The following is a 26,959-nucleotide window of genomic DNA, read 5'->3' as shown; positions in this document are numbered from 1 at the left end:
GTGAGTACGACCAGCCTTCCTCCCCGCCTCCCGGTGCCCGCGCACGCCGCCCGTCTGCGCGAGACGCTGCTCGCCGCCGACTTCACCGCCGACGGACTCCTCGACCTGCTCGGCGCCCCGGCCTACGCGGCGCTCGCGCGCAGCGAGACCGTGCCCGCGCTGCGCGCCACCCGCGGTGACTCCCCGCTGGAGACCCTCGTCCGGCTCTTCCTCCTCCAGCAGACCGTCGGGCACGAGCGGGCCGCCGCCGCGCTCCCGCTCGACGAGGCCCTTGCCGACGGCTGGGTGGTCCGCGAGGACGACACCGTGTCCGCGACGGTCGACATCCGGCCGTACGGCGGGCCCGACGGCGAGGACTGGTTCATCGTCTCCGACCTCGGCTGCGCCGTCGGCGGAGCCGGCGGGATCGGGACGAAGGAGGAGGGGGTCGTCCTCGGTGTCGGCGGCGCCTCCACCACGCTCGCCGGCATCACGGTCCGTACGCCGGTGTCCTCCGCGCTCGACCTCGGCACAGGCTCCGGCATCCAGGCGCTGCACGCCGCACAGCACGCCACCCTGGTCACCGCCACCGATCTCAACCCGCGTGCCCTGGACTTCACACGGCTCACGCTCGCGCTCTCCGGGGCCCGGGAGGCCGAGCTGCTCACGGGCTCGCTCTTCGAGCCGGTCGACGGGGACACGTACGACCTGATCGTCTCCAACCCGCCGTTCGTGATCTCCCCCGGCGCCCGGCTCACCTACCGGGACGGCGGGATGGGTGGCGACGACCTGTGCCGCACGCTCGTGCAGGAGGCGGGCGAGCGGCTCAACGACGGCGGATACGCCCAGTTCCTCGCCAACTGGCAGCACGTCGAGGGCGAGGAGTGGCAGGACCGGCTGCGGTCCTGGGTGCCCGCGGGCTGCGACGCGTGGATCGTGCAGCGCGAGGTCCAGGACATCACCCAGTACGCCGAGCTCTGGCTGCGGGACAGTGGCGACCACCGCGGCGACCCGGACGCGTACGGCGAGGCGTACGGGCGCTGGCTCGACGAGTTCGAGGCCCGCAAGACGCGCGCGGTGGGCTTCGGCTGGATCACGATCCGGCGGAACGAGGCCCTGGCCTCCGGCTCCGTCGAGCCGTCGATCCTCGTCGAGGAGTGGCCGCACCCCGTCGAGCAGCCCCTCGGCCCCACCGTCCGCGCCCACTTCGAGCGCCAGGACTATCTGCGCGCCCGCGACGACGCCGCGCTGCTCGCCGACCGGTTCACGCTCGCGCCCGAGGTGGTGCAGGAGCAGGTCGGGCTTCCCGGCGCCGAGGACCCCGAGCACGTCGTGCTCCGGCAGAACCGGGGCATGCGCCGCGCCACCAGGGTCGACCACGTCGGCGCCGGGTTCGCCGGGGTCTGCGACGGCACCCTCAGCGCGGGCCGCATCCTCGACGCGATCGGGCAGCTGATGGGCGAGGACCCGGTGATACTGCGGGACCGCACCCCGCAGGCGATCCGACTGCTGGTGGAAGAGGGCTTCCTGCTGCCCGTCGGGGACGAGGCCTCCGCGGAGGGCGTTTCCGGGGAGGACCGGGCTTGATACGGATCGAGCTGGACGAGGCCTCGCTCGGGGCGACCCGGATCGCGATCAGCCCGCTGCGGGACGCGTTCTGCTCGATGCACCTCGCGCTGCCGCACCGCCGCCCCTCCTGGCCGTACCAGGAGTGGGTCGGGCAGGCCCGGGAGGTGTGGCGCGAGGACGACCGGCTCCGGCCGCTGTGGGACCTGTTCGCCGAGGAGCGGTACGTGGTCTCCGACTTCCTGCTGCCCCGCCCCGTCGGCACGGTCCATGTCCAGGAGGAACTCGCCCTGCTGCGGGCCACCGACCCGGCGTTCGTCCGCGAACAGGCGGCCGTCTGCTACCCCGGCATGGCCGACGCGCCCTTCCTGCGGCCGTATCTGAAGGACCCGGAGGCCGCCTGCGCGGCGCTCGCCGACGCGTACGGGGCCTACTGGGAGGGCGCGATCGAACCGTACTGGCCGACGATGCGGCGACTCGTCGAGGACGAAGTGCTCGTCCGCGCCCGGACGTTCGCGACCGAGGGGATCGACGCGCTGTTCACCGGCCTGGAGTCGCGGGCGCGGTGGGAGCCTCCCGTACTCGAACTGACCAAGTACATCGAGGCGGAGTACGCGCCCGGAGAGCGGCGGCTCGTTCTCGTGCCGCTGGTCTTCGCCGAGGGCTGCCGGCTGTACTCGACGGACGATCCCGAGGTGTTCGCGGTCACCTTCCAGGCCCGGGGCGCCGCCGCCCTGCGCGAACCGCCCGAGCCCGTCGCCGAGGACCGGCTCGGGCTGATGCTCGGCCGGGGCCGGGCGGCGGTCCTGCGCGAGCTGGGCGGGCCGCTGACCACGGCCGGCCTCGCCGACCGCCTCGGCCTCGCACCCAGCACGGTCTCCGAGCACCTCTCGGTGCTCGCGGAGGCGGGTGTCGTGACCCGGCACCGGGTCGGACGCTCGGTGTACTACCAGCTGACGGACACCGGCCGTTCACTGCTCGCGCTGCTCGCCGGGGAGGGCGTGCTGCGCGCGGTGGCGTGAGCCTCGACGTGCTGCACGCGCTGGCATGAGCCCCGTCCGGGTTCGAGAGACGGCCGTGGCCTGACGATTCGGGGGCTCCCGAATCGATGGCCCCACCCCTCCGCGGGCTCCTACCGTCCGGCGCATGCTCGCAATCGAGGCGGACGCGCTGCGCCGCACCTACACCAGCAGGACCGGGTGGCCGAAGTCCCGGCGGACCGAGACCGAGGCCGTCCGGGGGGTCACGTTCGACGTGGCCCCGGGGGAGCTGTTCGGCCTCCTGGGGCCCAACGGCGCCGGGAAGACCACCACCATCAAGATGCTCAACACCCTGCTCCTGCCGACCTCCGGCACGGCCCGGGTGTTCGGCCACGACGTGGCCCGTGACCCCGTCGCCGTACGCCGTCGGATCGGGTACGTCTTCGGCGGCGACCGGGGCCTGTACGACCGGCTCTCCGCACTCGACAACCTCCGCTACTTCGCCGAGCTGTACGGCGTCCCCGCCCGCGAGCAGAAGCGCCGCATCGCCGAACTCCTCGACCTGGTCGGCCTCCTGGGCCGGGAGAAGGAGTGCGTCGAGGGCTACTCGCGCGGCATGCGGCAGCGCCTCCACATCGCCCGCGGTCTGCTCCACCGCCCCGAGGTGCTCTTCCTCGACGAGCCGTCCATCGGTGTCGACCCCGTCGCCGCCCGCGACCTGCGCCGCACGGTCGCCGACCTGGCCGCCGCCGGTACGACCGTCCTCCTCACCACCCACTACATGGCCGAGGCCGACGAGCTCTGCGACCGGATAGCCGTCATCGCGGGCGGCCGGATCCGCGCCCTCGGCACCCCCGACAGCCTCAAGTCCCTCGTGCGGGAACGGGACGTGCTGGAGATCGAGGCGTACGGCGTGGACGAGGAGCGGCTCGACCGGCTGCGGCGGGTCCCGGGCGTGCGGGGTGTGTCCGCCGACGACCGGGGCGCGCTGCAGACCGTGACCGTGCAGACCGGGCGGGGGGCCGCGGAGCTGCACGGACCGGTCCTCACCGCGCTCGACGGCGTACGGATCGGCCGGGTCACGAGCCGCGAACCCTCCCTGGAGGACGCCTACATCGCGATCGTGGAGGAGGCGGCGGGCGGTGCCGTGGCGGAGGTGGTGTCGGGGTGAACGTCGACACCGCCCTCCTCAGGCGCGTTCCGCGACTGATCCTCGTCGGGGTGCGTACGCACGTCTCGTACATGTCGCGCTCCCCGATCGAGATCACCTTCGCCGTCCTCGTCCCCCTCGTCTACGCGACCCTCGCCGTCCATCTGTTCCGCGCCGCCGGAGACCCCGACCGGCTGCTCACCGCCTCCGTCGGGGCCGGACTCATGGGCATCTGGGGCTCGGTGCTCTTCGGTTCGGGCGGCGCGGTGCAGAACCAGCGCTGGCTCGGCACGCTGGAGACCCTGGTCGTCGCGCCGACGCCGCTCGCGCTCGTCCTGCTCCCGATCACCCTCGCGACCGCCGTCATCGGCACGTACGCGATGGGCGCGACGCTCCTGTGGGGCGTGCTGCTCTTCGACGTTCCGCTGGACTTCGCGCACCCGCTGCTCTTCCTGGTCGCCGTCCCGGTGTGCGTCCTCGCGCTCGGCATGACCGGGCTCCTGCTCGCCGCCACCTTCGTCCTGCTGCGCAACGCCAACGCGCTCGCCAACCCGCTCGACACCCCCGTCTGGCTGCTGTCCGGGCTGCTCGTGCCCATCACCGTGCTGCCCGCCTGGACCCATCCGGTCTCCTGGGCGCTGCCCACGACCTGGGGCGCGCGGGCCGTGCACGCGGCGACCTCCGGCGGCGACGTGCTCACGCCGCTGCTCACCGCCGCCGTGCTCGGGGCCGGGTACGCCCTGGCCGCCGTCCTCGTCCTCGGGCGGGTGGAGCGCCGGGCGCGCGCCGCCGCCACCCTCGCCCTCACCTGAGCCCCCGTCCGAAGCCCGAAACCCGAAGCCCGAAACCCGAAGCCCGAACCCCGAAGCCCGAACCCCGCACGCAAAACCTGAAAACCCGAATCCCGAAAGGCCCGACACACATGTTCCGTTTCCTCGGTACCGCGCGGCTCGTCGTCGTCGGCGGGGCGATCTCCTACCGGGCGCTCTTCAACTGGACGACCCCGCCGATGTTCATCGGAACCCTGCTGGTCGGGCCGCTTCTCCAGGTGTTCTTCTTCGTCTACCTGGGCAGGGAACTGGGGGTCGCCGACGACCGTTTCCACCTCGTGGGGAACGCCGTCCTCGCGGCTTCCGCCTCCTGCGTGTACGGCGGCACGATGGCCGTCGCCAACGAGCGCCGGTACGGCACGCTCGGCGCGGTCCTGCTCTCGCCCCGGCACCGGGTCCCGCTGTGGCTCGGGCGTGCCCTGCCGTACGTGCTCAACGGGCTGTTCGTCAGCGCCTTCGTGCTCACGGCCGCCTCGCTCGTCCTCGGGCTGCCCGTGCCCGCCGGGGCGCTGCCCGGTCTCGGTCTGGTGCTGCTCGCCGCGGCCGGCGCCTGCTCGGCGTTCGGGCTCGCGCTGGGCGCGCTCGGGCTCCGCTTCCGTGACGTGTTCCTGGTGTCGAACGTGGCCAGTTCCGTACTGCTCCTGCTGACCGGCGCGGCCGTACCCCGGGAGACGCTGCCGGAGTGGATGCGGGCCGCCGGCGAGCTGCTGCCGCTCACCCACGCGGCGGACGCGGCGCGCGGGCTGACCGCCGGCGCCGGTCTCGACGGATCCCTGCTCGGGGCCGAGCTCGCCGTGGGCGCCGGCTGGGGGCTGCTCGCCGTCGTCCTGCTCGGTCTCTTCGAGCGGGGCAGCCGGCGCCGGGCCACCCTCGACACGATGTGACGGAAGAGGAGGGCGAGAGGCGAGAGGCGAGAGGCGAGAGGCGAGAAGGGCGAGACGTACGAGACGTACGAGAAGTGAGGAGTGGGTCACTACCGGCCATCTTCGTGAAACCGTTCGGGATGCTCCGCGTCGTTCACCCGGAATTCGCACCCAGGACGCCGGGAGGTGCCAGCCTCGGCTGCGGGAGACCAACACCGCACGTGAACGGAACGGGGTACGGGCATGGAGAGCGGGCCGGCGATCTTCGCGGGGGCGGCGTTCACGCTGTTCGGAGGCGCGCTGCTGCTGTGGACCGCCGTGCGGACACTGCACCGTCAGCCCGTCGCCCACGGGGTCGCCCCGCGTGCCGCCGTCGCGCTGACGAGCCTCTTCGGCGCCGCCTTCCTCGCCCTCGGCGTCTGGTGCTTCGGCCGCCTCTGACCCCTCCCGGGCACCTCTCCCGATCCCGTCGCGATCATGTCGCGCCCCGCCCGACCGGGAGTCCGGGCGGCAGGAATGCCAGGACTCGGGTTACCGTTCGAGTGGCCGTTGCGGGCTTTCGCCGTTTGACACGGGGGCGGGTTGTACCGTCACACTCCGCAGCGACGGGAGCGTCACCGTCCGTGCCGCTGCCGTGCGTGCCAGCGCCGTACGTGCCAGAGAGTGTCGATCCGGAGAGAAGAGCGAAGTTGTCCCCGACCAGCGAAGCCGCACACGGCGGCCGCCGACTCGTCATCGTCGAGTCGCCTGCCAAGGCGAAGACGATCAAGGGCTACCTCGGCCCCGGCTACGTCGTCGAGGCGAGCGTCGGGCACATCCGGGACCTTCCCAGCGGCGCCGCCGAGGTGCCCGAGAAGTACACCGGCGAGGTGCGCCGCCTCGGCGTCGACGTCGAGCACGACTTCCAGCCCATCTATGTCGTCAATGCCGACAAGAAGGCTCAGGTCAGGAAGCTCAAGGAGCTCCTCGCCGAATCCGACGAGCTCTTCCTCGCCACCGATGAGGACCGCGAGGGCGAGGCCATCGCGTGGCACCTCCAGGAAGTCCTGAAGCCCAAGGTCCCGGTCCACCGGATGGTCTTCCACGAGATCACCAAGGACGCGATCCGCGAGGCCGTCGCCAACCCGCGCGAGCTGAACCAGCGCATGGTCGACGCCCAGGAGACCCGCCGTATCCTCGACCGGCTGTACGGCTACGAGGTCTCGCCGGTCCTGTGGAAGAAGGTCATGCCGAAGCTGTCGGCGGGCCGCGTCCAGTCGGTGGCCACCCGCCTCGTCGTCGAGCGGGAGCGCGAGCGCATCGCCTTCCGCTCCGCCGAGTACTGGGACCTCACCGGCACCTTCGCCACCGGCCGCACCGGCGACGCCTCCGACCCGTCGCAGCTGGTCGCGCGCCTCGCGGCGGTCGACGGCAAGCGGGTCGCGCAGGGTCGTGACTTCGGCGCCGACGGCCGTCTGAAGAGCGAGAGCGTCCTCCACCTGGACGAGACGAACGCCCGCGCCCTGGCCGCCGCGCTCGCCGACACCGCGTTCGCGGTGCGCTCGGTCGAGTCGAAGCCGTACCGCCGCTCCCCGTACGCCCCCTTCCGGACCACCACCCTCCAGCAGGAGGCGAGCCGCAAGCTGGGCTTCGGTGCGAAGGCGACCATGCAGGTGGCGCAGAAGCTGTACGAGAACGGCTTCATCACCTACATGCGTACGGACTCCACGATCCTCTCCGACACCGCCGTCTCGGCGGCGCGGGCGCAGGTCACGCAGCTGTACGGCGCCGACTACCTGCCGGAGAAGCCGCGCGTCTACGCGGGCAAGGTCAAGAACGCGCAGGAGGCGCACGAGGCGATTCGCCCTTCGGGTGATCGTTTCCGCACCCCGGCGGAGACCGGCCTGACCGGCGACCAGTTCCGGCTGTACGAGCTGATCTGGAAGCGGACCGTCGCCTCCCAGATGAAGGACGCGACCGGAAACTCGGTCACCGTGAAGATCGGCGGCCGGGCCTCCGACGGCCGGGACGCCGAGTTCAGCGCGTCCGGCAAGACCATCACCTTCCACGGCTTCATGAAGGCGTACGTCGAAGGCGCCGACGACCCGAACGCGGAGCTCGACGACCGCGAGCGGCGCCTGCCGCAGGTCGCCCAGGGCGACGCGCTGACCGCCGACGAGATCACGGTGGACGGCCACGCGACCAAGCCGCCGGCCCGTTACACCGAGGCCTCGCTGGTCAAGGAGCTGGAAGAGCGCGAGATCGGCCGCCCGTCGACGTACGCGTCGATCATCGGCACGATCCTCGACCGCGGCTACGTCTTCAAGAAGGGCACGGCCCTCGTGCCGTCCTTCCTGAGCTTCGCCGTCGTCAACCTCCTGGAGAAGCACTTCGGGCGGCTCGTCGACTACGACTTCACCGCCCGGATGGAGGACGACCTCGACCGCATCGCGCGCGGTGAGGCCCAGTCCGTGCCGTGGCTGAAGCGTTTCTACTTCGGGGCCGGCGAAGGCGGTACGGCCGCCTCCGGCGGTGCGGCGGACGCCGGCAACGGCGACGGCGACCACCTCGGCGGTCTCAAGGAGCTCGTCACCGACCTCGGCGCCATCGACGCGCGGGAGATCTCCTCCTTCCCCGTCGGCAACGACATCGTGCTCCGCGTCGGCCGCTACGGCCCGTACGTCGAGCGCGGCGAGAAGGAGGCCGAGGGCCACCAGCGCGCCGACGTCCCCGAGGAGCTCGCACCCGACGAGCTGACCGTCGAGCTCGCCGAGGAACTGCTCGCCAAGCCGAGCGGCGACTTCGAGCTGGGCGCCGACCCGGTCAGCGGCAACCAGATCGTCGCGAAGGACGGCCGCTACGGCCCGTACGTCACGGAGATCCTGCCCGAGGGCACCCCGAAGACCGGCAAGAACGCGGTGAAGCCGCGCACGGCCTCCCTCTTCAAGTCGATGAGCCTCGACACCGTCACCCTGGAGGACGCGCTCCGGCTGATGTCCCTGCCCAGGGTCGTCGGCGCGGACGCCGAGGGCGTCGAGATCACCGCGCAGAACGGCCGCTACGGCCCGTACCTGAAGAAGGGCACGGACTCGCGGTCGCTCACCGAGGAGGAGCAGCTCTTCACGATCACCCTCGACGAGGCGCTCGCGATCTACGCCCAGCCGAAGCAGCGGGGCCGGGCCGCGGCCAAGCCGCCGCTGAAGGAGCTGGGCACCGACCCGGTCAGCGAGAAGCCCGTGGTCGTCAAGGACGGGCGCTTCGGCCCGTACGTGACGGACGGCGAGACCAACGCCACCCTGCGGACCGACGACAGCGTGGAGACGATCACGCCGGAGCGCGGTTACGAGCTCCTCGCGGAGAAGCGGGCCAAGGGACCGGCGAAGAAGACCGCCAAGAAGGCCCCGGCCAAGAAGGCCACCACCGCGAAGAAGACGGCCACGAAGACGGCGGCGAAGAAGACCACGACCGCCAAGAAGACGGCCGCGAAGAAGACGACGACGGCCAAGAAGACGACCGCCGCGAAGAAGACGGCGGCGGCGAAGCCGGAGTAGTTCTTCCGAGAAGGAGCAGTCCTTCCGAGAACGAGAACGGTGGGGGTGGAGGCAGGTGCCTCCACCCCCACCGTTCGTTCTCCCGTTCGTCCTGTCACAGGCTCGTCCGGATGTTCGGGCGGAGGCCGCGGGGAGCAAGGCCGTCCGGATAGGGTGGACGGATGACGCGAGCAGAGCAGCCAGACCGCCTCGGCGATTCCGACGCCGCACTCGTCGCGGATTCCAGGGAGCGTGCCGTACGCGCTCTCCTGCGCCATCAGCCGCTGCGCAGGTTGTGGAGCGCTCAACTCGTCGGCAGTACCGGCGACGCGCTCGCCCTGCTCGTCCTCGTCCTCCTCGGCCTCCAGGCGGCCGTGTCCGAGGGCGCGTTCGGAGGCGGCTACCGGGGTGCCGCGTTCGCCGTGGCCGCCGTCGTCGGCGCCCGCCTGCTCGCCTCGGTCCTCTTCGGGGCCGTCCTCCTCGGCCCGCTGACCGCGCTCACCGGTCCCGGAGGCGCGCTCGACCGGCGCTGGACCATGATCGGCGCCGACGGCATCCGGATCGCGCTGCTCGTCATCGCACCGCTGTGGATCGACTGGACCCCCGACAGCGCCCTCTGGTACCTGCTCGGCACCGTCTTCGTCACCGGTGCGGCCGAGCGGCTCTGGACGATCTGCCGCGAGGGCGCCGCGCCCGCGCTGCTGCCCGCCCCGCCGATCGAGGGCGGGGCCGTACGGCCGCTGCCCGACCACCTCGGCGCGCTGCGCCGGCTCTCCCAGCGCACCGGCTTCCTCGCCGTCCCGGCCGCGGCCGCCGTGCTGCTCGTCGCCACACTGATCGGCGATCTGCTCGGCACCGGGATCGACTGGTTCTCGCTGCACCAGGCCGCCCTCGGCTCGTACGTCGCCGCCGGCCTCTTCGCCGCCTCCGTCACCGTGCTGTACGCGATGGCGCTGCCCGGCGGGGAGACGCCGCGGCCTCGCTCGCCCCTGGAGGGCCTGCGCCGGCCGGCTGCCGAGAAGAGCGGCGCGGCAAGCGCAGAGAAGGGCGCCGCTGGAAGCACCGAGAAGGGCGCCGTGGGAAGCGCAGAGAAGGGCCGCACGGGAGCCCTGTCGCTGCTCGTCCTGACCTGCGCCACCATCGCCGGGGCCATCGCCGCGGCCGCGTCCGTCGCCGTACTCCACGCGTACGACCTGGGCGGCGGCCCCGTCACGTACGCGCTGCTGATCCTCGCGCTCAGCGGTGGCACCGCCGTCGGCATCCGGACCGCCCGCTCCGTCCTGCCCGTCCTGTCCCGCCGTCGGCTGCTCGCACTCGTGACCGCCGTCACCGGGGTCGCGCTGATCGCGATGGGCCTGGTACCGGACACGGCGACCGTGCTGTTCCTCGCCGCCCTCGCCGGATACGCGGCGGGAGTCGCCGCGAACACCGGCCACACCCTCGTCGACCAGGAGACCGAGGAGCCCCGCAGGGCCCGGACCACCGAACACCTCCAGGCCACCGCCCGCGTCGGCATGGCGATCGGCGCGCTCGCCGCGCCGCTGCTCGCCGCCGCGATCGGACCGCACCGCCTCGCCTCCGGCGACTTCGTCTTCGCGCACGGCGGCGCCGCCTTCACGCTCGCCCTCATCGGCGCCCTGCTGCTGCCGGTCGCCGCGCTCGTCCTCGCGAAGACCGACGACCGGGCGGGCGTCCCGCTCCGCCGCGACCTGCGCGACGCGCTGCGCGGCTCCGACCCCGTGCAGGCGCCCTCCCCGACCGGCTTCTTCATCGCGCTGGAGGGCGGCGACGGAGCCGGCAAGTCCACCCAGGTCCAGGCACTCGCCGAGTGGATCCGGGCCAAGGGCCACGAGGTCGTCGTCACCCGCGAACCCGGCGCCACCCCCATCGGCAAGCGCCTCCGCTCGATCCTCCTCGACGTGTCGTCGGCGGGGCTCTCGAACCGCGCCGAGGCCCTGCTGTACGCGGCCGACCGTGCCGAACACGTCGACTCCCTGGTCCGGCCCGCCCTGGAGCGGGGCGCCATCGTCCTCTCCGACCGGTACATCGACTCGTCCGTCGCCTACCAGGGCGCGGGCCGTGACCTGTCCCCGACCGAGATCGCCCGTATCTCGCGCTGGGCGACCGACGGGCTCGTCCCGCACCTGACCGTGGTCCTCGACGTCTCCCCGGCGACCGCGCGGGAACGGTTCACCGAGGCGCCCGACCGCCTGGAGTCCGAGCCGCCGGAGTTCCACGCGCGCGTACGGGCCGGATTCCTCGCCCTCGCCGCCGCCGACCCCAGCCGCTACCTCGTCGTCGACGCCGGCCAGGAGCCCGAGGCCGTCACCACCGTCGTACGCCACCGGCTCGACCGGATGCTGCCGCTCTCCGAGGCCGAGGTGAAGGCCGTCGAGGAGGCCCGCCGGAAGGCCGAGGAGGACGCGCGCCGCCGCGCCGAGGAGGAGGCCGCCCGCAAGGCCGAGGAGGAGCGCCTGGAGCGCGAGCGCCAGGAGCAGCTCGCCAAGCTCCGTGCCGAGGAGGAGGAGCGCAAGCGGCGCGAGGAGGAAGAGGCGCGCCGCCTGGAGGCCGAACGGCAGGCGGAGGAGGCCCGGCGCAAGGCCGAGGAGGCCCGGATCGCCGCCGAAGCCGCCGCCGAGGAGGAGCGCAGGCGGCTCGCGGCCGAGGAGAAGGCCCGCCTGGAGGAGCAGGAACGACTCCGCAAGGAGGCCGAGGAAGAGGCCCGGCTGCGGGCCGAGGCGGAGGAACGCCGCCTGGAGAAGCAGCGCAAGGCGGAAGAGGCCCTGCTCCGCGCCGAGGAGGCCCGCCGGATGGCCGAGGCCGCGGCTGCCGCGAAGGCGGCGGAGGAGGCCGCGGCGAAGGCCGCCGCCGAGAAGATCGCGGCCGAGGCGGCCGCCAAGGCGGCGGCGGAGCGGGCGGCGGCCGAGCGGGCTGCCGCGGAACTGGCCGCGGCCCAGCGGGCCGAGGCGGCGAAGGTCGCCCGGGAGCGGGCGGCGGCCGAGAGGAAGGCGGCGGCCGAGGCCAGGGCGGCCGCCGAGGCGAAGGCCGCGGCAGAGGCCGAGGCCGCTCGGGAGACGGCCGCGGCGGTCGAACTCTCGGCGAACGAGGTCACCCAGCCGACGCCGATCGTGAAGCCGGACGCGGGGGTGACGGCCGACCCGCGGACGGCGGCCGCGCCGACGGATCCGCGACAGGACCGGAAGCCGGACGCTCCGACCGTTTCGCCCGACGAGATCACCGTCGCCACGCCGATCGTGAAGATCACGAAGCCGGAGGCGGAGACCACCGTCCTGCCCCAGGTCCGTGAGACACGCGGCGCCGACGAGACGGCCGTCCTGCCCGCCGTACAGGCCACCGGGACGGAGAAGCGCACCCGGACCGAGAAGGACACCGAGGCGACCGCCGTGCTGCCTCCCGTACGGGACACCTCGGCGTCCGACCCGGCCGACCGGGTGCCGCAGGGCATCTTCCGGGACGCGCGGCCCGCTCGGCAGCAGCCGCAGGGCGCGAACGACCGGACCCGTGAGCTGCCTCAGCTCGACGAGAACGGCCGGCCCCGCCGCCGCTCCGACTGGGCGGAGGAGACCCCGCTCGACGATCTGCCGACGCTCGCGGACGAACTGTTCGGCCCGCACGACGACGAGGACGAGGGCCCCCGGCGCCGCCGCTGACCCCCCGGCACCGCCGCTGACCCCCCGGCACCGCCGCTGACCCTCGGCTCCCCGCGCCGAGGCCTGATCCGGTCGGCATCCGGTCGGCATCCGGCATCCGGCGTGCGGCCCTCTCTCCGCCCGGCGGGGGTTGTCAGAGGACTGCCCCACAATGGAGGGCGTACCTGAGGAGGGGCAGACATGGCCGTATGGGACGACCTGGTCGGACAGGCGAAGGTCGAGGAGCAGCTCGCCGCGGCCGCGCGGGACGCCGACGCGCTCGTGACCGCCCATGCCGCCGGAGGCCCCGACCCCGAGGGCTCGAAGATGACCCACGCCTGGCTGTTCACCGGCCCGCCGGGGTCCGGGCGGGCGACCGCGGCGCGGGCGTTCGCCGCCGCGCTGCAGTGCGTGAGCCCCGACCGCGCCCTGGGCGGCGCGCCGGGCTGCGGCTTCTGCGACGGCTGCCACACGACCCTCGTCGGCACCCACGCAGACGTGGAGATCGTCCGTACGGACCTGCTCTCCATCGGTGTGAAGGAGACCCGCTCCCTCGTCCGCCGCGCCCAGCTCTCACCGGCGGGCGGCCGCTGGCAGGTCATCGTCCTGGAGGACGCCGACCGGCTCACCGAGGGCGCGGGCAACGTCCTCCTGAAGGCCGTCGAGGAGCCCGCCCCGCGCACGGTCTGGCTGCTCTGCGCCCCCTCCCTCGAAGACGTGCTGCCCACGATCCGCTCCCGCTGCCGGCACCTGTCCCTGCGCACCCCGTCCGTGGAGGCCGTCGCCGACGTGCTCGTGCGGCGTGACGGCATCGACCCCGAGGCGGCACACACCGCCGCCCGCGCCACCCAGGGGCACATCGACCGGGCCCGGCGGCTCGCCACCGACGAGCGGGCCCGCGCGCGCCGGTCCGTCGTCCTCAAGCTGCCGCTGCGGGTCGAGGACGTCGGCGGCTGCCTCAAGGCCGCCCAGGAGCTGGTGGACGCGGCCGCCGAGGACGCGAAGCAGGTCGCGGAGGAGGTCGACGTCAAGGAGACCGAGGACCTGAAGGCGGCGCTCGGCGCGGCGCAGGGCGGGCGGATGCCACGCGGCACGGCCGGGGCGATGAAGGAGCTGGAGGAGCGGCAGAAGCGGCGGAGAACGCGTACGCAGCGCGACAGCCTGGACCTCGCGCTCACCGACCTGACGGGCTTCTACCGCGATGTCCTGGCGCTCCAGCTGCGTTCGCGCAGCGCCCTCGCCAACACGGACGTGCGGGACGCGCTGGAGCGGATCGCCCGCGACACCACGCCGGAGCGCACCCTCCGGCGTATCGAGGCGGTCCTGGCCTGCCGCGAGGCCCTCGACCGGAACGTGGCTCCGCTGCTCGCGGTGGAGGCGATGACGATGGCGCTCCGGGGCTAGGTCCGGGACTGGGTTCGGGACTGGGTTCGGGCTAGGTCCGGGACTGGGTTCGGGCTCGGTCTGGGTTTCGGGACTGGGTTCGGGACTGGGAAGGATGTCCGCGACATCCGATTGGACACGGTGCGTACCGCTCCGGATACGCTCCGGGAATGGACTCCAGGCGTTTGCTCCGTACGTCCGCCACGGCCCTGGCGGCCGCCGGGCTGATCCTCTCCGGCTGCTCGGGCGGAAGCGACGCGGCGGCGTCCCGCACGCCATCGGCCGCCCCGTCGGCCCATTCGGCCCCGGCGGCCGCGGCCGCCGCCTCGCCCGAGGCCCTGAAGACGTACTACTCCCAGAAGCTGACATGGCGTGACTGCGGCGTCACGAGCTTCCAGTGCGCCACCCTGCGCGCGCCGCTGGACTACGCGAAGCCGGGCGGGGAGCAGATCGACCTGGCCGTCTCGCGTGCCCGGGCGACCGGCCCCGGCAAGCGGCTCGGTTCGCTCCTGGTCAACCCGGGCGGCCCCGGCGGCTCCGCCGTCGGCTACCTCGAGGGGTACGCGGGCGTCGGCTACCCCGCACCCGTCCGCGCCCGCTACGACATGGTGGCCGTCGACCCGCGCGGAGTCGAGCGCAGCGAGCCGGTCGAGTGCCTGACGGGTCCCCAGATGGACACGTTCACGCAGGTCGACCAGACGCCCGACGACAGCGCGGAGGTCAACGCGCTGAGCGCGGCCTTCAAGGAGTTCTCGGCCGGCTGCGCGAAGAAGTCGGGGACGATCCTGCCGCACGTCTCCACGGTCGAGACGGCCCGTGACATGGACATCCTGAGGGCGGTGCTCGGCGACGAGAAGCTCAGCTACGTGGGGGCTTCGTACGGCACGTTCCTCGGCGCCACGTACGCCGAGCTGTTCCCGGGCCGGGTCGGCCGCCTCGTCCTCGACGGGGCGATGGACCCCGCGCTGCCGGCGATCGATCTCAACCGTGACCAGACCGGCGGCTTCGAGACCGCGTTCCGGGCCTTCGCCGCGGACTGTGTGAGCAAGCCGGACTGCCCCCTCGGCACCGAGTCGGTTCCGGCGGCCGGCGCGGCGCTGAAGAAGTTCTTCCGCGACGTGGACGCCGAGCCCGTGCCCACCGGCGAGAGCCGGGCGCTCGGCGAGTCCCTCGCCACCACCGGCGTGATCGCCGCGATGTACGACGAGGGCGCCTGGCCCCAGCTGCGCGAGGCCCTCACCGGGGCGATCGGCGGCGAGGGCTCGGGCCTGCTCGCCCTGGCCGACAGCTACTACGAGCGCGAGGCGGACGGCACGTACGCCAACCTGATGTTCGCCAACGCGGCCGTGAACTGCCTGGACCTGCCGCCCGCCTACACGGACCCCGCCGACGCCGAGAAGGCCGTCCCGTCCTTCGAGAAGGCCTCCCCGATCTTCGGCAGGGGCCTCGCCTGGGCAGCCCTCAACTGCACCTCCTGGCCGACGCCGCCCACCGGCGGCCCCCACCGCATCACCGCCGAGGGCGCCGCCCCGATCCTGGTCGTCGGCACCACCCGCGACCCGGCCACCCCGTACAAGTGGGCCCAGTCCCTGGCCGGCCAGCTCTCCTCCGGCACCCTCCTCACCTACGAGGGCGACGGCCACACGGCGTACGGCCGGGGCAGCGACTGCGTCGACACGACGATCAACACCTACCTCCTGGAAGGCACCCCTCCGGCGGAGGGAAAGCGCTGCTCATAGGCCCTCTCCGGGGGTGGTCGGAGCACCCCGCGAAACTGTGTAGACTTGGCGTCGCTGCTGCACCCACCATGGGTTCGGACGGCGTGCCGCCTTAGCTCAGCTGGCCAGAGCAACGCACTCGTAATGCGTAGGTCTCGGGTTCGAATCCCGAAGGCGGCTCGGATCAGCCCCAGGACTCACTCGCCGTGACCTGGGGCTTTTTCATGCCTGGACGCGGTCTCATTGCAGTTGCTCGGCCAGTCCGACGATGATGCCCTCCGGGCCGCGGACGTAGCAGAGCAGATAGCTGTCCTCGAACCGGGCGATCTCGCCGACGAGTTCGGCGCCGTGAGGGCGCAGGCGGGCAACGGTGTCCTCGATGTCGTCGACGGCGAACATGACCCGGTGCGTGCCCAGAATGTTGTGCGGACGGTTGCGCGGCCCGGCGCTGATCGCCGCGGGGCTGCGGTACTTCGCCAGCTCGAGCCGGCTGTGACCGTCCGGGGTCCGGACCATCGCGATGTCGCAGCGGACGCCGTCGAGTCCGGTGCACTGGTCGGCGACGGGGCCCTCGACCTCCGCCCTGCCCTCCAGTTCCATACCGAGTTCCACGAAGAACGCGATGGCGGCGTCCAGGTCCTCGACGACGATGCCGACGTTGTCCATCCGCTGAATCGCCATGCCGGTTTCTCCTTCTTCCTCGTGCGGCCGGTGGTGGCCGCTGATGTCCCTGGGACGGAGCCGGCGGCACGTTCTCGACATTCATGCTTCCACCACGAACACGGGCGCGCTCGCGCTCGAACTCGTCTGAACGCCCTTGCCCCCCACAGCGGCGATCACAGCGGCGAACAAGAGCGGGCGCGGTGTCGCGGAGAGCCCGAGCCGTCGTGTCCACCGACCGGTGGACGGAAGGTTCCACCGGTCGAGCCTGCCGGTGGGGGTGGGCGCGCGAACAGCATGGGGGGCATGACGAATCTCCCTGTACGTATGGCCCGTTGGAGCGCCGGGAACCCATGGCGCGCGATCGTCGGATGGTTCCTGTTCGTCGCGCTCTGCCTGGGGGCGGGGATCGCCGTCGGCGGCAACCCCGCCACCACCGAGGACTTCCGGATCGGTGAGGCCGGCCGGGCCGAGGCGCTCGCCGCCGAGGGCGGGATGCGGCAGCGGCCGCTGGAGCGGGTGCTGATCTCCGCCGCACCCGGCACGGGCCGTCTCGACGCGGCCGAGGCCGACGCCGCCGCCCGGGACATCGCCGACCGGATGCGGAGCCTGCCCGAGGTCCTGTCCGTCGCCCCGGCGGTCCGCGCGGCCGACGGCACGGCGGTCCGGGTCGACGTGACCATGGAGGGCGCCGAACTCGACGGCAAGAAGCACGTCGACCCGCTGCTCGCGCAGACCGCCGAGGTGCAGGCGGCCCATCCCGGGCTGCGCGTCGAGGAAGTGGGCAGCCCCTCCATCGGCAAGGGCGTCGAGAAGCTGCGCGGCGACGATCTCGCCCGTACCGAGATGATCGCGCTGCCCGTCACGCTGATCACCCTGCTGTTCGTCTTCCGTTCCGTGTCGATGGCCCTGGTGCCGATGCTCCTGGCGCTCTCCTCGATCGCCGGGGCCGTCGGACTGTCGATGCTGGCATCGCACGTCTTCCCGGACGCGGGGGTCGGGACGAACGTCATCCTGCTGATCGGTCTCGCGGTGGGCGTCGACTACACGCTCTTCTACCTCAAGCGGGAGCGGGAGGAACGGGCCAGGGCCGGTGGCCGGCTCACCCCGCAGGCCGTCGTGGAGCTGGCCGCCGCGACCTCGGGGCGGGCCGTCGTCCTCTCCGGTCTCGCCGTCGCCGTCTCCAGCGCGACGCTGTACCTGGCGGACGACGTCATCTTCTCCTCCATCGCCACCGGCGCGATCGTCGTCACCCTGGTGGCCGTGGTCAGCTCGCTGACCGTGCTGCCCGCGCTCCTCGCCAAGCTCGGCGAGCGAGCGGAACGCCGCGCGGCGCGGAAGGCGAACTCCGCACGGAAGGTGAATCCCGCGCGGAAGGCGAACTCCGCACGGAAGGTGAATCCCGCGCGCAAGGCGTCGTCCTTCGGTGCCGGGCGGGCGACCCCTGCCTCCGGTGCAGGGCGGTTCACCCGTGCCGTGCTGCGGCCCGTCAGCCGGTATCCCGGCGCCACGCTGATCGTCTCGGTGGTCGCCATGCTCGCCCTGGCCGCTCCGCTCCTCGGCCTCAGGCTCACCGACATGGGCCGCGAGACGCACTCCCGCGCCATCGGCGCCATGCAGACGTACGACCGGCTGAACGCCGCCTTCCCGGAGCTGAAAGCCATGCACCAGGTCGTCGTACGGGCCGATGCCGGCCGCGCGGACGAGGTGGCCGGCGCGCTGCGCGAGCTGGCCCGGAACGTGAAGGACGACCCCCGGCTCGGCGGTACGGCCGTGCTGCGGACCTCTCCCGACGGCCGGATCAGCATGCTGGAGCTGTCGGTGCCGCACCATGTGAGCACGGAGGCGGCGCAGTCGTCCCTCCGGCAGCTCCGCGAGGAGTACGTGCCGGCCACGGTCGGCGGGGTGCCCGGCGCCGAGACCGCGGTGACCGGTGATGTCGCCCGCTACGCCGACTATCCCGAGCACCAGAAGCAGAAGCTGCCGCTGATCATCGGGGCCCTGCTGCTCGTGACCTTCGCCATGACGGTGTGGGCCTTCCGTTCCGTGGTGCTGGGTCTGGTCGGTGTGGTGCTGAACCTGCTCTCGGCGGGTGCCTCGCTCGGTGTCCTGGTGGTGGTCTTCCAGGGGAGTTGGGCCGAGGGACTGCTGGTCTTCGAGTCCACGGGTTCGATCGGTTCGCGGGTGCCGCTGTTCCTGTTCGTGATTCTCTTCGGCCTGTCGATGGACTACCAGGTGTTCGTGATCAGCCGCATCAGGGAGGCCGCGCTGAGCGGAGTGCCGACCCGCAGGGCCGTACTCGACGGCATCGGCAGCTCGGCGGGCGTGGTGACCAGCGCCGCCGTCGTGATGGTGACGGTGTTCGCCAGCTTCGCCGCGCTGCACCTGATCGAGATGAAGCAGATCGGCTTCAGCCTGGCCGTGGCCGTGCTGCTCGACGCCTTCGTCATCCGGATCCTGATCCTGCCCTCGCTGATGCTGCTGCTCGGCGAGGCGAACTGGTGGCCGTCGCGTGGCGTGGGCCGCGCTCGGCGGCGTACGGCTTCCGAGGCCGGACCGCTCCGGGAAGCCGGCCGGACCACCCCGAAAAGTACGCTGACCACATGAATCAACGGCCCCCAGCGGACAGCAGGTCGTGGCCGCCGACCCTCCACCGGTGGTACGCCCTCGTGTGGGTCTTCCTCGGTCTGGCGCCGTCGGTCATCGGCGGGCTGAACGACCCGGCCCCGCAGCGGTACATCGCCCTGGCGCTGCTGGTCGTGATCGGTCTCGGGTACGCGACCGTGCGCTGCCTGCCCGGGAACCCCGTGGTCCGGCCGACCCCCTATCTGTGGGTGCTCGCCGCGGCCGTCGGCGCGATGGCCTGGCTCCCGGGCGGCGGCGCGGCCCTGTTCATCGTGTCGCTGCCGCAGTTCTGGATCCTTGCCGCGAGCCCGCGGGCGGCCACGGTCCTGAGCGGCGCGGCGGCGGCCGGGACCTTCGCAGGCAGCACCGAATGGCAGGCGGAGTCCGGCGAGTTCGTCACGGGCAACGGGGTCTTCACGGTCATCGGCTACGCGGCCGGGATACTGATCGGAACGCTGGTGCACCGGAGCATGGAGGAGTCCGAGGCGCGGGCGCTGCGGCTGAGCACGGAGCTGGAGCGCACGCAGTCGCAGCTCGCCGAGGCGCATCGCCGGCAGGGGGCCGTGGAGGAACGCGAGCGGCTCGCGCGGGAGATCCACGACACCCTCGCCCAGGGCTTCGCCTCCATCATCGTGCTGGCCGAGGCCGCCCGGTCCACGCTCGACACCGAACCGGACAGGACCGCACGGCAGTTGCTCTCGATCGAGCAGACCGCACGCGAGAACTTCGCCGAGGCACGGGTGCTCGTCGGTTCCGCGCCGCAGAGCGGCCTCACCCCCGGATCGGTCGCCGCGACGCTGCGCAGGACCCTTGACCGGTTCGCCGAGGACACCGGGCTCACCGTCCTCGCCGAGCTGCCGGAGGTCCTCTGCGACCAGCAGACCAGGATCGCGCTGCTGCGCTGCACGCAGGAATCGCTGGCCAACGTACGGAAGCACGCGGGCGCGTCGACCGTGAGCGTGTTTCTCGACCGGCACGCGGACCGCGTCGAACTCGAGATCACCGACGACGGACGCGGGTTCGTGGTCGAGGAGTCCCACGGCTTCGGCCTCGACGGCATGCGCAAACGCGTTGCCGAGCTGGGCGGAGAGCTCACGGTCACCAGTTCCCCCGGGGACGGCACCCGCGTCCTCGCCGCCCTTCCCACGAACGGTCAGGAGTGACGACATGGAAGACGCGGGGGAGGGCCCGATGGAGGACGTGAGGGCAGGCGGGAGGGGGGACGTGAGGGCAGGCGGGAGGGGGGACGTGAGAGAAGGCGGGAGGGAGGACCCGATGGAGGACGCGGTGGGCCGACGCATCCGCGTCATCGTGGTGGACGACCACACGGTCATGCGGGCCGGCGTCGTCGCCCTGCTCGCCGGGGAGCCCGCCATCGACATCGTCGGAGAGGCCTCCGACGGCCGGGAGGCGGTCGGACTCGTCGAGTCCCTCGACCCCGACGTCGCCCTCGTCGATCTGCGGATGCCCGTCCTGGACGGCGTCGCCGCCACCGCGGAGATCGTCGCCGGCCCGGCCGCGACCCGCGTGCTGATCCTCACCACGTACGACACCGACGAGGAGATCGAGCGGGCGGTCGAGGCCGGTGCCATCGGCTACCTCCTCAAGGACACGACCCGCGAGCAGCTGGTCGACGCCATCCGCTCGGCCGCCCGCGGCGAGACCGTGCTCGCGCCGAGGGTCGCGGAGCGCCTGGTGGCACGGATGCGGCGGCCGGCCCAAGTGACCCTGACCGCGCGGGAACTGGACGTCCTGAACGCGGTGGCCGACGGCCTCTCGAACATCGACATCGGCAAGCGCCTCGTGATCGCGGAGGCGACGGTGAAGACGCACCTCCTGCGCGTCTTCGCCAAGCTCGACGTCAGCGACCGCACCCATGCGGTGGTCGTGGCCCTCGAACGAGGCCTGCTGGTACGCCCGGAGCAGCGCGGCCGGTGACCCTTCCTCGCCGGGCCACGCCGTTTCGACAGGCGGGCGGGGGTGGCGGGGGCGGGGCCGGAGGTCGTACAACTCCGGAAGATCTTCTACGTCGGTCGAGGAACCTGGGGGCAGCGTGAGTGGCAGCGGTAGGGACGGCGGGCACGACGAGTTGGTCGTCACCGAGCGGACCCGGTTGCGGCGGATGCGGGAGAAGGGGAGCCATCGGCGGGGCGATCTGGACGCGGTGCTCGCGGCCGGGTTCCTCTGTCACCTCGGGGTCTCCGTCGACGGGACGACGATGGTGGTGCCCACCGCGTACGGGGTCGAGGGCGACCAGCTGTACCTGCACGGGTCCGTCGCCAGTCGCAGTCTCGTCCAGGCGCCCGACACCACCGTCTGCGTCACCGTCACCCATGTCGACGGGCTCGTGCTCGCCCGTTCCGTCTTCGAGCACGGGGTGAACTACCGCTGCGCGATGGTCTACGGCGTTCCGCGCGTCGTGACCGACCCGGACGAGAAGCTGCGCGGCCTGCGGGCGCTGACCGAGCAGAGTTCGCCCGGGCAGTGGGAGTACGTACGCCAGCCCAGCCGCAAGGAGCTGGCCGCGACCGCTCTGCTCGCGCTCGACCTGACCGAGGCCTCCGTGAAGACCCGCGGCGGACCGCCGGACGACGGTGATTCCGAGGACGCGGCGCTCGGTCTGTGGGCCGGGGTGCTGCCCGTGGTGACCACCTTCGGCGAGCCGGTCACCGACCCCGTGCTGCCCGCCGATGTCGTGCCGCCCGCCCATGTGGCCTCGCGTGCGGGGCGTGTCCTCGGCGAGTGAGAGCGCCGAGGAGCGCTGAGGGGGTTGAGGGGGCGTCGAGGGGCTCTGAGCGCTTTCGCGCCGAGGGGCTCTGAGCGCTTTCAGAGCTGGAGCTTCAGGCGGATCAGGTGGTCCTCGTCCGACAGGGCGTCGATCGCAGTGATCCGCCCCTCCAGGACCGTGAAGGCGAGCACGAGCCGCGGGTCGCCCTCGGACGGCCACGCCAGGCCTGCCGCCCCGTCCACCAGGGCCTTCCTGGCTGTGCTCACCCGGTCGGCGATCACTTCGGCGACCGCTCCCGGGCCGTGGGCGGCCGCAGTCCCCGTCCGCACGGCCGTGGCGTCGGCCCGCAGCACCACCTCCGGGTCGAGGAGGTCGTGCAGGGCGGCGGCGTCGCCGTTCCGCGCGGCCGTCAGGAAGGCCGCGACGACCTCCCGCTGGCGTGGCAGGTCCGGCTCCGGCATCTCCTCGGCCTCCTGGAGCCGGTAGCGGGCCCGGCCGGCGAGCTGGCGGGTGGCGGCCGGGGTGCGCTCCACGATCGGGGCGATCTCCTCGTACGGGACGGAGAACTCGTCGTGCAGGACGAACGCGAGCCGTTCCGGTGGGGTCAGCTCGTCCAGGGCCGAGGGCAGGGGCGGTTCCTCGGGGTTGCCGGCGCGGTCGCGGGCGTCCTCGGCGTGGTCGGCGTGGTCGGCGTGGTCGTCGGCGTGGGGCGGCCCGCCCGAGGCCCAAGGGTCCCAGGGGTGTTCGCGGTGGGTCTCGCGGGAACGGAGCCGGGCCAGGCAGGCACGGGCGACGGCCGCGGTGGGGTCGTCCGTGGTCGGGACCGGGCCCGGGGCGATGCGGGCGTCCCGGGCCCGCCCGGTCCTCCGTACGTCCTCCACCGCCTCGTCCGCCTCCTCGAAGGAGCCGAGGAGGCGGTACGCGACCGCCCGCAGGTGTGGTCGTCGCCCCTCGAAGAGGGCTGCGGGGGCGGCGTTCTCATCCAGGGTCTCGTCCACGGTCTCGTCCACGGTCTCATCCACGGGGCGTGGCCTCCGTCGGGCAGGAAGGGGTCAGTCGCCGTGCCCCGTGCCTCCGCTGCCGAAGCCGCCGCTGGAGATCCCGCCCCACTTGCGCTTCTCCTCGGTCGGCGGGTCGGGCGACGCCTCCGAGCCGTCCTTGAGCTGGTACGGCATGAGCCGGTGCTCGCCGTCCGTCTGCGGCATCTCGGTCGGCCTGCGGTACTCGGACATCTCGCCCGGCAGGCTGCCGTCCTCCGGCCGGTGAGGCTGTTCGTCCGCCTTGGGCGCCGCGGGTTCGCGGTCGCGGACGCGGAAACCCAGCCAGACCGCTGCGATCAGTACGGCGACGATGACGAGCCCGCCGAGCACCTGTCCGAGGCCTGACTGCCAGACTCCCGCGGCCATGGTCTGGGCTGCGCTGAGAGTGTTCATACTCCAGGATTACCCCTTTTTCACCCTTTTGGACGCGCTCGGCGAAGACACCTGAAGATTCCTGGAAGATTCGCTGAAACATTTGCCCCTCCCCGCCGCGTCAATGAGGTGTACGGCGACCGCACCACGTGACCGCGAGGGAAAGGAGGGGCATGAGAAAGTCCCGCGCGGACGAGTTCCTGGAGTTCGCCGCCGCACGCACGGGCCATCTGTTCCGCTCGGCATGCCTGCTGACCAGCGGCGACACTCATCTCGCCGAGGACCTCACCCAGGAGACACTCGGCCGGATGTACGCCCTCTGGGGGCGCATGGCCCGGATCGGGAACCCCGCCGCGTACGCCCAGACCGTGCTCGTCCGCACGTTCCTCAGCCACCAGAGGCGCCGCTCGGCCACCGAGCGCCCCTTCGGAGAACTCCCCGACCGCGCTCCCGACAACGGCGAGGACCCGGCGCTCCGGATCGCGCTGCTCGACGCGCTGGCCGGGCTCGCACCCAAGGACCGGGCGGTCGTGGTGCTGCGGTACTGGGAGGACCGCAGCATCGAGGAGACCGCCGACGCCCTGCACGTCAGCTCCGCGGCGGTACGCACCCGTTCCGTACGTGCGCTCGCGAAGCTGCGCGAACAGCTGGGCGGCAGCATCGCCGAGTTCGCCGCGCGCTGACCGCCGCCCGCTGACCGCGGAACTGCTTCTTTCACGCTTCTCCCCTTCACGCTTCCCTCATCCACGCTTGCCTCATCCACTGACCGGAGACGGTGAATTCGACATGCCCCAGAACGAAAGCCCCCAGCACGAGGGATTCGAGGACGAGCTCGGCGCGATCCTGCGCCGCACCGGCGACGGCTTCGCCGCCGACGACCGGCGCGAGCTGGCCGAGGGTGGGCTCCAGCGCGGCAAGCGCCGCCTGGTCCGCCGCCGCCTCGCGATGACGGGCGGTGTCCTCGCGCTCGCCGCCGTCGGTGTCGGCGGTGTGTACGGCGGCTCGCTGCTGTCGCCGAGCGGGGCCGCGACGACCACCTCCGTGGCGGCGCCCCCGAAGCCCCGCGCCACCACCGACCCCGTCCCCGGGAAGCAGCTGCCGGGCATCGCGAAGATCCCGGTCAAGGACATCGCCGCCGTCCTCAAGAACAACACCCCGGCGGGGACCTGGGAGATCGACGGCCTCGACGGCGTCGGCCAGTCGGTCACCGGCGTCTTCGACGACGGGAACGGCAGGGCGGGCGTCTCCGTCGGCCTCTACCGCGCCGGCACCGGCGAGGCGGGCGAGGACCAGGTGGCCTGCCCGGACAAGGTCGCCATCCCCTACGACGACTGCACCACCCAGAACCTGCCGAACGGCTCCCGGCTCATGATCCTCCAGGGGTACGAGTACCCCGACAAGCGCGAGGAGACCAAGGCCTGGCGGGCGGTCCTGCTCACCCGGGACGGCTTCCTGATCGACGCGAGCGAGTACAACGCCGCCGCCGAGAAGGGCGCCCCCATCAGCCGCGAGAACCCGCCCTTCACCCCCGCCCAGCTCAAGGCCCTGGTCACGACCGACGACTGGCGCCCGCTGACCGCGCAGCTGCCCGAGAACGTGGACATGTCCGGCGGCGAGGGCGCGGCCCAGCCGCCGGCCGAGCCGAGCGCCACCGACGTGATGAACACCCTGAGCTCGCTCGTGCCCAAGGGCCTCACGGTCGTCAACAAGGGCGGGCAGTCCGGGTACGCCTACGTGGTCGTCGACGACGGCAAGGGGAAGAGCCTCGTCGAGATCAACGTCCAGCCGAACATGGCGGACGTGGCCGACACGATCTTCGGCAGTGGAGACGTCACCACGCTCCCCGACGGCCGCAGGGTCAAGCTCACCCAGCAGCCGGGCGAGAAGGGTGGCGAGGGCGTCGTCTGGTGGACGGCCGACACCATCACGCCCGAGGGCTTCCGTGTCGTCGTGTCCGCCTTCAACGCCGGCACCCAGCACGAGGCGGCCACCCGCGCCGAGCCCGCGCTGACGATGAAGCAGCTGAAGTCGATCGCGCTGAGCCCGAAGTGGCAGAAGCTGCCGCTGAAGTAGCGGCGGGACAGGTGGTGGGCCCCGCATGCGCGTGCGGGGTCCATCGGCCTTTCCCCCGCGGCTACTTCGCGTCCGCGTACCGCTCGACCGTGGCGACCGTGAACGGGAAACGCACCGGCGTCTCCCCGAACGCGATCCGGCCCGCCTCGTCCCCGGCCGCCCGGATCGCCGCCGTGACCGCCTCCGCCTCCTCCGTCGGGCAGTGCACGATCACCTCGTCGTGCTGAAAGAACACCAGCTCCGCCCGCATCCCGGAGAGCGCGCGGCGCAGCGCCGCCAGCATCAGAAGCGCCCAGTCGGCCGCGCTGCCCTGCACCACGAAGTTACGGGTGAACCGGCCTCGCGCCCGCGCGTTCCCGGAGGCGTACCCGGGGGTGAACTCCCCTTCCTCCACCGCCGGTTCGCCGCCCTCCTGCGGCAGGCCGGCCTCCTCGTCCCCGCCCGCTCCCACCGCCCGCGGGCTGGTCCGGCCCAGCCAGGTCCGTACGAGCCGGCCCTCCTCGCCCATCTTCGCCGCCTCGTCGACATAGGCGACCGCGCGCGGGAAGCGGCGCCGCAGCGCCGCCAGGTTCTTCAGGCCGTCGCCGCTGGTCTGCCCGTAGATCGCGCCCAGGAGCGCGATCTTGGCGTGGTCGCGGTCGCCCGAGAAGGCCCGGTCCGAGAGCCGGGTGTAGAGGTCGTCGGGGTGCCCCGCGACCTCCATCAGGCCCGGGTCCCGGGAGATCGCGGCGAGCACGCGCGGCTCCATCTGGTCGGCGTCGGCCACCACCAGACGCCAGCCCTCGTCCGCGACCACCGCCCTGCGGATCACCTTCGGGATCTGCAGGGCCCCGCCGCCGTTCGTCGTCCAGCGCCCGCTGACCGTGCCACCGGGCAGGTACTCCGGTCGGAAACGGCCGTCCCGCACCCAGTCCTGGAGCCACGACCAGCCGTGCGCCGTCCAGATCCGGTACAGCTTCTTGTACGCGATCAGAGGCTCCACCGCCGGATGGTCGAGCTCCGCCAGCTCCCAGCGGCGGGTGGACTTCAGCCGCACCCCGGCCTGTGCGAAGGCCTTCACCACATCGGCCGGCAGATCCGGCCGGACCCGGCGGCCGAAGGCCGCGGACACCTCGTCCGCGAGCTCCGCGAGGCGGCGCGGCTCGCCCCCGCCCGCGTACCGCTCGCCGAGCAGTTCGTTCAGCAGGTCCCGGTGTACGTCCGCCCGCCAGGGCAGCCCCGCCCGGTGCATCTCGGCGGCCACCAGCATGCCCGCCGACTCGGCAGCCGTGAGCAGCCGCATCCTGCCCGGATGCTCCGCCCGGTCGTGGCGGCGCAGCTGCTCCGCGTAGACCGCGAGGAGGCCGTCGAAGGGGACGGAGACGACGGGGCGCGGCTCGAAGAGCGAGTCCTGCGAACCGGGCTCGGCGCCGCGCTGCGGCGGATCGGGCGGCACCGGAGCGTTCCGCAGGCGCGCCCAGGCCGCCGCCGCGGAGCGGGGCTCGCCGAGCCGCCCCTCGTGGCCCAGGAGCAGTTGCTCGGCGTCCTCCACGTCGTAGCACCGCTCGACCCGGACCCCCGCGGCGAGCAGCCGGGGATACACCTCGGCCGTCGACCTCCACACCCAGCGGGCGACCTCGGGTCTGGCCCGCACGGCCGCCACCAGGTCCGCCTCGCGCCGCACCTCCCCGGCGGGCAGCCCGTCCGGGCCGAGGGGTACGAGCAGTGCTCCGTCCCCCTCCGCCTCGGCCGCCAGTGCCCACCGCTCGGTCATGGGTGCGAGTCTGGCACCCGGCACTGACAGTGCCCGGAAGGCCGCGCGGGGGCGCGGCGCGACCCCTTCACGGCGAGGGC

Annotated in this window: 20 protein-coding genes and 1 tRNA gene; 17 read left to right on the top strand and 4 right to left on the bottom strand. The window is 72.8% G+C overall.

What is annotated here, in order from left to right:
- The 11 genes from OG462_RS20625 (at position 1) to OG462_RS20575 (ending at position 15,808) form a co-directional block, all read left to right on the top strand.
- Positions 1 to 1,566: a methyltransferase gene (locus OG462_RS20625; RefSeq protein WP_406059575.1), complete on the top strand. Its 1,566-nt coding sequence runs from the start codon at positions 1 to 3 to the stop codon at positions 1,564 to 1,566.
- A complete protein-coding gene (locus OG462_RS20620) occupies positions 1,563 to 2,567 on the top strand; it encodes an ArsR/SmtB family transcription factor (protein ID WP_406059573.1) in 1,005 nt (334 codons plus the stop codon). The genes OG462_RS20625 and OG462_RS20620 overlap by 4 nt, the downstream gene beginning before the upstream one ends.
- A gap of 124 nt (positions 2,568 to 2,691) precedes the next feature.
- A complete protein-coding gene (locus OG462_RS20615) occupies positions 2,692 to 3,696 on the top strand; it encodes an ATP-binding cassette domain-containing protein (protein ID WP_406059571.1) in 1,005 nt (334 codons plus the stop codon).
- Positions 3,693 to 4,487: an ABC transporter permease gene (locus OG462_RS20610; protein ID WP_406059570.1), complete on the top strand. Its 795-nt coding sequence runs from the start codon at positions 3,693 to 3,695 to the stop codon at positions 4,485 to 4,487. The genes OG462_RS20615 and OG462_RS20610 overlap by 4 nt, the downstream gene beginning before the upstream one ends.
- Before the next feature lie 110 nt (positions 4,488 to 4,597).
- Positions 4,598 to 5,389, top strand: a complete 792-nt coding sequence (locus OG462_RS20605) for an ABC transporter permease (RefSeq protein ID WP_406059568.1) — start codon at positions 4,598 to 4,600, stop codon at positions 5,387 to 5,389.
- Between the two features lie 222 nt (positions 5,390 to 5,611).
- Positions 5,612 to 5,809, top strand: a complete 198-nt coding sequence (locus OG462_RS20600; protein WP_406059567.1) for a hypothetical protein — start codon at positions 5,612 to 5,614, stop codon at positions 5,807 to 5,809.
- A 248-nt stretch (positions 5,810 to 6,057) separates the two neighbouring features.
- Complete coding sequence (topA, locus tag OG462_RS20595; RefSeq protein WP_406059565.1) at positions 6,058 to 8,898, top strand: type I DNA topoisomerase; 2,841 nt, start codon at positions 6,058 to 6,060, stop codon at positions 8,896 to 8,898.
- A 161-nt stretch (positions 8,899 to 9,059) separates the two neighbouring features.
- A complete protein-coding gene (gene tmk / locus OG462_RS20590; RefSeq protein ID WP_406059563.1) occupies positions 9,060 to 12,548 on the top strand; it encodes a dTMP kinase in 3,489 nt (1,162 codons plus the stop codon).
- Positions 12,549 to 12,728: 180 nt separating this feature from the next.
- Positions 12,729 to 13,931 carry a DNA polymerase III subunit delta' gene (locus OG462_RS20585; protein ID WP_406059561.1) on the top strand — a complete coding sequence of 401 codons (1,203 nt, stop codon included), beginning with the start codon at positions 12,729 to 12,731 and terminating at the stop codon, positions 13,929 to 13,931.
- A 149-nt stretch (positions 13,932 to 14,080) separates the two neighbouring features.
- Entirely contained in the window at positions 14,081 to 15,649 is a 1,569-nt protein-coding gene (locus OG462_RS20580; RefSeq protein WP_406059559.1) for an alpha/beta hydrolase, read from the top strand.
- An 85-nt stretch (positions 15,650 to 15,734) separates the two neighbouring features.
- Positions 15,735 to 15,808 (top strand) — tRNA-Thr (locus tag OG462_RS20575).
- 60 nt (positions 15,809 to 15,868) lie between these two features.
- Here OG462_RS20575 and OG462_RS20570 read toward each other — a convergent pair.
- Positions 15,869 to 16,309, bottom strand: coding sequence for a VOC family protein (locus OG462_RS20570; protein ID WP_406059557.1), 441 nt, complete (start codon positions 16,307 to 16,309; stop codon positions 15,869 to 15,871).
- 285 nt (positions 16,310 to 16,594) lie between these two features.
- Between OG462_RS20570 and OG462_RS20565 the strand changes: the two genes are divergently transcribed.
- The 4 genes from OG462_RS20565 to OG462_RS20550 all read left to right on the top strand — a co-directional run bounded on the left by OG462_RS20565 (position 16,595) and on the right by OG462_RS20550 (position 21,659).
- Complete coding sequence (locus tag OG462_RS20565; RefSeq protein ID WP_406059555.1) at positions 16,595 to 18,895, top strand: MMPL family transporter; 2,301 nt, start codon at positions 16,595 to 16,597, stop codon at positions 18,893 to 18,895.
- Positions 18,892 to 20,076, top strand: a complete 1,185-nt coding sequence (locus tag OG462_RS20560; protein ID WP_406059553.1) for a sensor histidine kinase — start codon at positions 18,892 to 18,894, stop codon at positions 20,074 to 20,076. The genes OG462_RS20565 and OG462_RS20560 overlap by 4 nt, the downstream gene beginning before the upstream one ends.
- A gap of 112 nt (positions 20,077 to 20,188) precedes the next feature.
- Complete coding sequence (locus OG462_RS20555) at positions 20,189 to 20,851, top strand: response regulator (RefSeq protein WP_406059551.1); 663 nt, start codon at positions 20,189 to 20,191, stop codon at positions 20,849 to 20,851.
- Positions 20,852 to 21,035: 184 nt separating this feature from the next.
- Positions 21,036 to 21,659, top strand: coding sequence for a pyridoxamine 5'-phosphate oxidase family protein (locus OG462_RS20550; RefSeq protein ID WP_406066627.1), 624 nt, complete (start codon positions 21,036 to 21,038; stop codon positions 21,657 to 21,659).
- A gap of 80 nt (positions 21,660 to 21,739) precedes the next feature.
- Here the strand turns inward: OG462_RS20550 and OG462_RS20545 are convergent, their stop codons facing one another.
- Both OG462_RS20545 and OG462_RS20540 read right to left on the bottom strand, forming a co-directional pair.
- Complete coding sequence (locus tag OG462_RS20545) at positions 21,740 to 22,663, bottom strand: sigma factor-like helix-turn-helix DNA-binding protein (RefSeq protein WP_406059550.1); 924 nt, start codon at positions 22,661 to 22,663, stop codon at positions 21,740 to 21,742.
- Between the two features lie 30 nt (positions 22,664 to 22,693).
- A complete protein-coding gene (locus tag OG462_RS20540) occupies positions 22,694 to 23,074 on the bottom strand; it encodes a DUF6479 family protein (RefSeq protein ID WP_406059548.1) in 381 nt (126 codons plus the stop codon).
- A gap of 152 nt (positions 23,075 to 23,226) precedes the next feature.
- Between OG462_RS20540 and OG462_RS20535 the strand changes: the two genes are divergently transcribed.
- Together OG462_RS20535 and OG462_RS20530 are read left to right on the top strand one after the other, a co-directional pair.
- A complete protein-coding gene (locus OG462_RS20535) occupies positions 23,227 to 23,736 on the top strand; it encodes a SigE family RNA polymerase sigma factor (RefSeq protein WP_406059546.1) in 510 nt (169 codons plus the stop codon).
- 103 nt (positions 23,737 to 23,839) lie between these two features.
- On the top strand, positions 23,840 to 25,126 hold the full coding sequence (locus OG462_RS20530; protein ID WP_406059545.1) for a hypothetical protein: 1,287 nt from the start codon (positions 23,840 to 23,842) through the stop codon (positions 25,124 to 25,126).
- A 61-nt stretch (positions 25,127 to 25,187) separates the two neighbouring features.
- Here OG462_RS20530 and OG462_RS20525 read toward each other — a convergent pair whose 3' ends face one another.
- Positions 25,188 to 26,879, bottom strand: a complete 1,692-nt coding sequence (locus OG462_RS20525; RefSeq protein ID WP_406059543.1) for a bifunctional 3'-5' exonuclease/DNA polymerase — start codon at positions 26,877 to 26,879, stop codon at positions 25,188 to 25,190.
- Positions 26,880 to 26,959: the final 80 nt, after the last annotated feature.

This window comes from Streptomyces sp. NBC_01077 (genome assembly GCF_045162855.1).
Classification (GTDB): Bacteria; Actinomycetota; Actinomycetes; order Streptomycetales; family Streptomycetaceae; genus Streptomyces.
This window is presented reverse-complemented; position numbering and strand designations above follow the sequence as displayed.